This window comes from Streptomyces sp. rh34 (assembly GCF_002551245.1).
GTDB lineage: Bacteria > Actinomycetota > Actinomycetes > Streptomycetales > Streptomycetaceae > Streptomyces.
In genome coordinates, this window is record NZ_NTGZ01000329.1 from 1 (window position 1) to 7,361 (window position 7,361).

Annotated in this window: 6 protein-coding genes and 1 pseudogene; 3 read left to right on the top strand and 4 right to left on the bottom strand. The window is 69.8% G+C overall.

The annotated features are described in order from the left end of the window. The first annotated feature begins 4 nt into the window (after positions 1-4). The 3 genes from CR470_RS34165 (at position 5) to groL (ending at position 3,280) form a co-directional block, all read left to right on the top strand. On the top strand, positions 5-847 hold the full coding sequence (locus tag CR470_RS34165; protein WP_097871321.1) for a polysaccharide deacetylase family protein: 843 nt from the start codon (positions 5-7) through the stop codon (positions 845-847). Positions 848-1,247: 400 nt separating this feature from the next. Further along, positions 1,248-1,556 (top strand): co-chaperone GroES, encoded by a 309-nt coding sequence (gene groES / locus CR470_RS34175; RefSeq protein ID WP_003966899.1) that lies wholly within the window; start codon positions 1,248-1,250, stop codon positions 1,554-1,556. 98 nt (positions 1,557-1,654) lie between these two features. Then, positions 1,655-3,280 (top strand): chaperonin GroEL, encoded by a 1,626-nt coding sequence (groL, locus tag CR470_RS34180; protein WP_097871319.1) that lies wholly within the window; start codon positions 1,655-1,657, stop codon positions 3,278-3,280. Between the two features lie 167 nt (positions 3,281-3,447). Here the strand turns inward: groL and CR470_RS34185 are convergent, their stop codons facing one another. The 4 genes and pseudogenes from CR470_RS34185 to CR470_RS40895 all read right to left on the bottom strand — a co-directional run. Continuing rightward, positions 3,448-4,221, bottom strand: coding sequence for an SDR family NAD(P)-dependent oxidoreductase (locus CR470_RS34185; RefSeq protein WP_097871320.1), 774 nt, complete (start codon positions 4,219-4,221; stop codon positions 3,448-3,450). Between the two features lie 10 nt (positions 4,222-4,231). After that, positions 4,232-5,761 (bottom strand): multicopper oxidase family protein, encoded by a 1,530-nt coding sequence (locus CR470_RS34190; RefSeq protein ID WP_143663934.1) that lies wholly within the window; start codon positions 5,759-5,761, stop codon positions 4,232-4,234. Positions 5,762-5,865: 104 nt separating this feature from the next. Then, a complete protein-coding gene (locus tag CR470_RS34195) occupies positions 5,866-7,062 on the bottom strand; it encodes an outer membrane protein assembly factor BamB family protein (protein WP_306667831.1) in 1,197 nt (398 codons plus the stop codon). Further along, positions 7,063-7,361: pseudogene (locus tag CR470_RS40895) on the bottom strand (PQQ-binding-like beta-propeller repeat protein); the annotation flags it as partial.

Here is a 7,361-nt window from a genome sequence, read left to right on the forward strand (position 1 = left end):
AGATGTGTATAAGAGACAGGGGGATCCCGGCGGGCCCGCGAAGCCCGCCGCCGGCCAGCCGGGCGAGGCCGCTCCGCAGGCCGGGGCCGCCCGCGCCCTGGACACGTATGCCGAGGCGCTCAGGAAGAAGCAGGCCGCACGGGCGGTCGCCGCGAAGAAGTGGGGGCTCGCCAAGACCCCGCTCGCGGCCCCCGAGCCGCCGAGGACGAAGCCGCGCATCACCACCCGCAAGGGCTTCGAGGTCCGGGACGACGCCGGGCTGCCGCCCGTCTTCACCACCGTCCCGACCAAGGAGAAGATCGTCTTCCTGACGATGGACGACGGGGCGGAGAAGGACCCCGAGCTGCTGCGGATGATGACCGAACTGGACATCCCGTACAGCGCGTTCATCAGCGACTACGTCACCAACGACGACTACGGCTACTTCAGGAAGATGCAGAAGCGCGGGGTGGTCATCAGCAACCACACGCTCAACCACCACTATCTGCCCGGCCTCTCCCGCGCCGAGCAGAAGCGGGAGATCTGCGGCCAGCAGGAGAAGATCCTCAAGCACTTCGGGAAGCGGCCCACCCTCTTCCGGCCGCCCTACGGCAACTACAACCGCGACACCCTCGTCGTCGCCAAGTCCTGCGGGATCACCGCCGTACCCCTGTGGTCCTCCGAGGCCTTCCCCGACCACATGGAATGGCGCGAGTGGGACCGGGACCTGCACCCCGGCGACATCGTCCTCACCCATTTCCGGGGCAAGGAGGACTGGAAGGGCTCGATGCCCGACATGATCCGCCAGGTCATGAAGACCATCACCGACAAGGGATACGCGGTGGCGAAGCTGGAGGACTACGTCTGACCCGCGCCCTCCCCCGTGTCCGACCCGCGAATGCGCGCTCAGCCCCCGCTGCGCGCGCATTCGTCGCTGTCGCCCCCGCTGCGGCAGGGTCTTCCGGGCGGGCGGTACTCGGGGCGCGTCATCTCCGTACCGTCGTACGGAACGCGACGCTCCACCCCCACGTTGTCCGGAAGGTGATCCGACGGAGCCCCGATCGAGACGGCGCGAGGGTGGTGAATTGGCACTCCGCTTGACCGAGTGCTAATCGCGGTCATAGTCTCAGGTCTGGCACTCCCCCCTGGAGAGTGCCAGCACCACCTTGCGCGACAGGGCAGGTCCGGCACCCGCGACGACGGGCCGGTCAGGTCGCCGCCCACAGACTGTTAAACCCCGTGAGATCTCCGAAGGGGGAGACCGGATCGTGTCGACCACCAGCTCCAAGGTTGCGATCAAGCCGCTTGAGGACCGCATTGTGGTCCAGCCGCTCGACGCCGAGCAGACCACGGCTTCCGGCCTGGTCATTCCGGACACCGCGAAGGAGAAGCCCCAGGAGGGCGTCGTCCTCGCCGTGGGCCCGGGCCGCTTCGAGAACGGCGAGCGGCTTCCGCTCGACGTCAAGACCGGCGACGTCGTCCTGTACAGCAAGTACGGCGGCACCGAGGTGAAGTACAACGGCGAGGAGTACCTCGTCCTCTCGGCCCGCGACGTTCTCGCGATCGTCGAGAAGTAATTCACCCACGTTTGCCTGTGTTCTGCGCCCCTGGCCCCCTGCGAAATAACTAGCCGGGCGGCGAGGGGCGCAGTTCATTTTGAGAGGGAACACAGCCCATGGCGAAGATTCTGAAGTTCGACGAGGACGCCCGTCGCGCCCTTGAGCGCGGCGTCAACAAGCTTGCCGACACGGTCAAGGTGACGATCGGCCCCAAGGGCCGCAACGTCGTCATCGACAAGAAGTTCGGCGCTCCGACCATCACCAACGACGGTGTCACCATCGCGCGTGAGGTCGAGCTCGACGACCCGTACGAGAACCTCGGCGCCCAGCTCGTCAAGGAGGTGGCGACCAAGACCAACGACGTAGCGGGTGACGGCACCACCACCGCGACCGTCCTGGCCCAGGCGCTCGTCCGCGAGGGCCTGCGCAACGTCGCCGCCGGCGCCTCCCCGGCCGCCCTGAAGAAGGGCATCGACGCCGCGGTCAAGGCCGTGTCCGAGGAGCTCCTCGCGACCGCCCGCCCGATCGACGACAAGTCCGACATCGCCGCCGTGGCCGCGCTCTCCGCGCAGGACACCCAGGTCGGCGAGCTCATCGCGGACGCGATGGACAAGGTCGGCAAGGACGGTGTCATCACCGTCGAGGAGTCCAACACCTTCGGTCTGGACCTGGAGTTCACCGAGGGCATGGCCTTCGACAAGGGCTACCTGTCCCCGTACATGGTGTCCGACCAGGAGCGTATGGAGGCCGTCCTCGACGACCCGTACATCCTGATCCACCAGGGCAAGATCGGCTCCATCCAGGAGCTGCTCCCGCTCCTGGAGAAGGTCATCCAGGCCGGCGCCTCCAAGCCGCTCCTGATCATCGCCGAGGACGTCGAGGGCGAGGCGCTCTCCACCCTCGTCGTCAACAAGATCCGCGGCACCTTCAACGCCGTCGCGGTGAAGGCCCCGGGCTTCGGCGACCGCCGCAAGGCCATGCTCGGTGACATCGCCACCCTCACCGGTGCGACCGTCATCGCCGAAGAGGTCGGCCTCAAGCTCGACGGCGCCGGTCTCGACGTGCTGGGCACCGCCCGCCGCGTCACCGTCTCCAAGGACGACACGACCATCGTCGACGGCGGGGGCAACTCCGAGGACGTCAAGGGCCGCGTCAACCAGATCAAGGCCGAGATCGAGTCCACGGACTCCGACTGGGACCGCGAGAAGCTCCAGGAGCGCCTCGCGAAGCTGGCCGGCGGCGTGTGCGTCATCCGTGTCGGCGCCGCCACCGAGGTGGAGCTCAAGGAGAAGAAGCACCGCCTCGAGGACGCCATCTCGGCGACCCGCGCCGCTGTCGAGGAGGGCATCGTCTCCGGCGGTGGCTCCGCCCTCGTCCACGCGGTGAAGGTCCTGGAGGGCAACCTCGGCAAGACCGGCGACGAGGCCACCGGTGTCGCGGTCGTCCGCCGCGCCGCCGTCGAGCCGCTGCGCTGGATCGCCGAGAACGCCGGCCTGGAGGGTTACGTCATCACCTCCAAGGTCTCCGAGCTCGACAAGGGCCAGGGCTTCAACGCCGCCACCGGCGAGTACGGCGACCTGGTCAAGGCCGGCGTCATCGACCCGGTCAAGGTCACCCGCTCCGCCCTGGAGAACGCCGCGTCCATCGCGTCGCTGCTGCTCACGACCGAGACCCTGGTCGTCGAGAAGCCGGCCGAGGAAGAGGCCGACGCCGGTCACGGCGGCCACGGCCACTCCCACTAGTACGGCCGCACCGCTCGGTACGCCGTTCGGTACGCCTGAGGCCCGGCACCCCCTTCGCGGGGGCGCCGGGCCTCGGTGCGTTCCGGCTCGGCGCGTTCCGCATCGGCCGCACAGACTCGACCGCACAGAGAGGCGGGCGAGGCGGCTACTGCGGGCCGTCGAGGCGGCTACTGCGGGCCGTACTTACGCCCCGTCCGTGAGGTGACCCCGCCGAGCAGGCCCCGCGGGGCGACCTTCACCAGACCCATCAGCGCCTTGTAGCGCGGGTCCGGGATCGACACCGTCTTCCCCCGCGTCAGATCCGCCAGCGCGGACGCCACCAGCTTGTCCGCGTCGAGCCACATCCAGCCCGGGATGTTGTCCGTGCCCATCCCGGCCCGCTCGTGGAACTCCGTCCGCACGAACCCCGGGCACAGCACCATCAGCCGCACCCCCGACCCGGCCAGATCCCGCGCCGCGCCCTGGGTGAACTGCACGACCCACGCCTTCGACGCCCCGTACGTACCGCGCGGCACGAACGCCGCGACCGACGCCACGTTGACGACCCCGCCCCGGCCCCGCTCCCTCATCCCGGTGACGGCGGCCGAGGTCAGCCGCAGCACCGCCTCGCAGTGCACCTTCAGCATCGTCAGCTCATCGGCCATGGACACCTCCAGGAAGCGCCCCTTGTTGCCGAACCCGGCGTTGTTGACCAGCAGGTCGACCGGGTGCCTGCGCTCCGCGAGCCGCTTCTCGACCGCCTCGATCCCGCCGTCCGTGGACAGGTCGGCGCTCAGCACCTCGGCCTCGATGCCGTGCCGGTCGTGCAGTTCGGTGGCCTGCTCGCGCAGCCGCGCGGTGTCCCGCGCCACCAGCACCAGGTTGTGCCCCTGGGCCGCGAGCCGCCGCGCGAACGCGGCCCCGATGCCCGCCGTCGCGCCCGTGATCAGTGCAGTCGTCATACGCGGCACGTTAGTGCCCCGCGTGTTCCGGCGGCTCACCCGCCCGCTGCCCCTTGTCCACCACCACGAACTGGCCCATCATCCCGTCGTCCTCATGGGACAGCAGATGGCAGTGGTACATGTACGGGATGTCCGGATCGGACGGCCCGTCGAACCGCAGCGCGATCCGCACGGTCGAGCCCATCGGCACCGCCACCGTGTCCTTGCGCCCCCGCAGCGCCGGCTCCGGCCGCTTCCCGTCCACGTCCAGGACCCGGAACTGCACGTCGTGCACATGGAAGTTGTGCGTCATGTCGCCGCCGTTGCGCAGCGTCCAGATCTCCGTCGTCCCCCGGGTGACGGTCTCGTCGATCCGGTCCATCGCCATCTTCCGCCCGTTGATGCCGGACCTGCGCAGCTCGAAGTGGCGGCTGCGCACCGCGTCCCCGGCCTCCGGCAGCTCCAGCCCCTGGTCCACGGCCGGCCGGGCGGGTACCCCGGGGGAGGGGCGCAGCCGGTCCGCCGCCCGCAACTGGAGTACGTCGAAGGAGTCGTCGCCCCCGTTGAACCGCCGCTCCCAGCCGTCCCCGTCCCGCCACGGGTAGCTGCGCAGCACCGTCCGCTCGCCCGGCCGCATCGTCACGACGACCTCCGCCCGCTCACCCGGCGAGAGCTGTATCCGGTTCATGGCGGCCGGCGCCTCCAGCAGCCCGCCGTCCGTCCCCACCAGGGCGAAGGAGCGGTCGTCGTCGAAGCCGAAGGTGTAGATGCGGGCGGTCGACGCGTTCAGCAGGCGCAGCCGTACGCGCTCGTCGCCGACCTCGGCGTACGGGTCGAGCGTGCCGTTGACCATGGTCCGCTCCCCGAGGAAGCCGGTGTTGGCCAGGAACCCGTGCCCGTGGTCGAAGTCGGCGCCGTCGAAGGTGACGTCCTGCACCATCACCGGCAGATCGTCCACGCCGTACGTCTTCGGCAGGGCGAGCCGTCCCGAGTGCTCGTCGTCGAGCAGGAACATCCCCGCGAGCCCTTTCTGCACATGCCGCTCGGTCGCACCGTGCGGATGCGGGTGGTACCAGAGCGTCGCCGCCGGCTGGTCGATCTTCCAGTGCGGGGTCCAACTGCCGCCCGCCGCCACCGGCTGGTGCGGTCCGCCGTCCATCGCGGCGGGCAGGTGCATCCCGTGCCAGTGCACGCTGGACGCCTCGTCGAGCGTGTTGCGCACCCGCACCTTCACCCGCTCGCCGCGCTCCGCCCGCAGCGTCGGGCCCAGATGTCCGCCGTTGAACCCCCAGGTCGGGGTCGCCACGCCCTTCCGGAACTCCGTGCTGCCCGCCCGCATCCGCAGATCGAAGACGCGCGTGCCGTCCTTGTCCACCGTCGAGGGCGCGAGCGGCGGCACCGCCAGCGCGTTGCCGAAGCGAGCCTTGCCCACCGTGCTGATGTCGGCGCTCGTCCACAGCCATGCGAACGTGCCGCCGACGGCCGCGACGAACACGCCCACCACCACGGCCAACGTGATGAACACCCGCTTCAGCCGACGTCGTCCCCTGGTCTTCTCCATACTCACCAGCGTTCCGAACGCCCGCCCGCCGGGCATGGGGCAGAGCCCTGAACCGCCCCCGGCCGGGCCCCTACGGTCCGGCCGGGGAGATCCCTCAGTACGGGTCAGGGTGAGGCGGCGAAGGACAGCATGCGGGCCTCGCGCACGGGCTTGTGGTTCTCGTCGCCGCTCACGATCGTCGACGTCAGGACGAGCCGCCCGTCGACGTACGCCACGTGCCCCATGGACATCTCGTACTCCCACGGTGCGGTCGCCACCGGGTGCTTCACGACGTTCGTCTCCGTGCCGGCGCCGCGCGGACCCATGAGGAAGGTCCGGCCGGGGCTGCGTGAGCCGGCCGCCTCGTAGATGAGCATCGACTTGCCGTCCTCCGCGCGCAGCGGGTACAGCCTGCGCAGCTCATCGGACTTGATGCCCCACAGGAACTTGCCGGTCTTCACGTCGTACGCGCCGACCTGTTGGGCGCCGCCCAGCATGATGAGGCCCTTGCCGACCCCGGCGCCCCGACAGGGCTGTATGTCCCCGCCGGACCCGTCTCCGCCGCACTCCTCGAAACCCTTGCCCCGGGCGTCGAAGGTGACGCGGTGCTTGCCTCCGGGGTCCAGAACCGTGATCCGCCAGTCGGTCGCGCTGTCCTCGTTGTTGTAGGTGGTGAAGACGACCGGGTCCATGGAGATCAGGCTGCCGAAGCTCCAGCCGGTCTTCGTCCGGTACTGCCACAGGACCTTGCCGGTACGTGGGTCGAGCTCACGCACCTGGCTGTAGTTCTTGCTGCGGTCGAGGGAGACCATGCATTTGGTGGTCACCAGAAGCCGGGCTGCGCCGCCCGCCACGTCGTCGGGGAAGCACGCCCCCTTCTTCTCCGAGGGGATCTCATGGAGCTTGCTCCCGTCGTCCATCCGGTAGGTGACGGCCCGTTGGCCCCGGGCCACGGAGAGGACATCGCCGCTGATGGCGCTGTAGACGATGAACGTGCTGTCCTCGTCACCGGGCTCGTCGAGCTTCTTGTGCCACCCCTGCTTCCCCGTCTTCAGATCGATCATCTGCATCTGGTTGCAGAGATTGCCCCGCTCGTTGTCCGGCCTCTCGTGCCGGAAGACCACGACCTTGCCGTCGGGCGTCGGGTTGGCCGGTGTCTCGCACACGGAGGAGGGCAGGTCGATGTTCCAGACCTCGGCGCCGTCCGAGAGCCGGTAGGCCGTGACCTTCCGGTACAGCGCCTGGACGGCGGTGTCGCCGACGATCCACAGGTCGTGGACCTTGTTGATCTGCTTGGGTATATCGGCCTTGTCGTCGGCGATTCACGCCGACGACTCGCCCGGCTTCCGCGCGGCCGAGACCTCCGCCGTCGTCGGAATGTGGCTCAGCTTCGGGGCGCCGGCCGCAGGCGTACGGGACGGGGACGCCGAACCGGAAGGGCCGGGCGACTTCTTCGCCACGGGCTTCGCGGGATCATCCCGTCCCCAGTCGGTGAGGCCGTACACCCCGCCCGCCACGACCACGAGCACCAGCGCCACGACCGCGGCGACGACCGGCCCCCGGGCGAAGCGGCGACGGCCCGGCGGCGGCTCGGGCGGCGCCCCGAAGCCCGGCCCGTAGT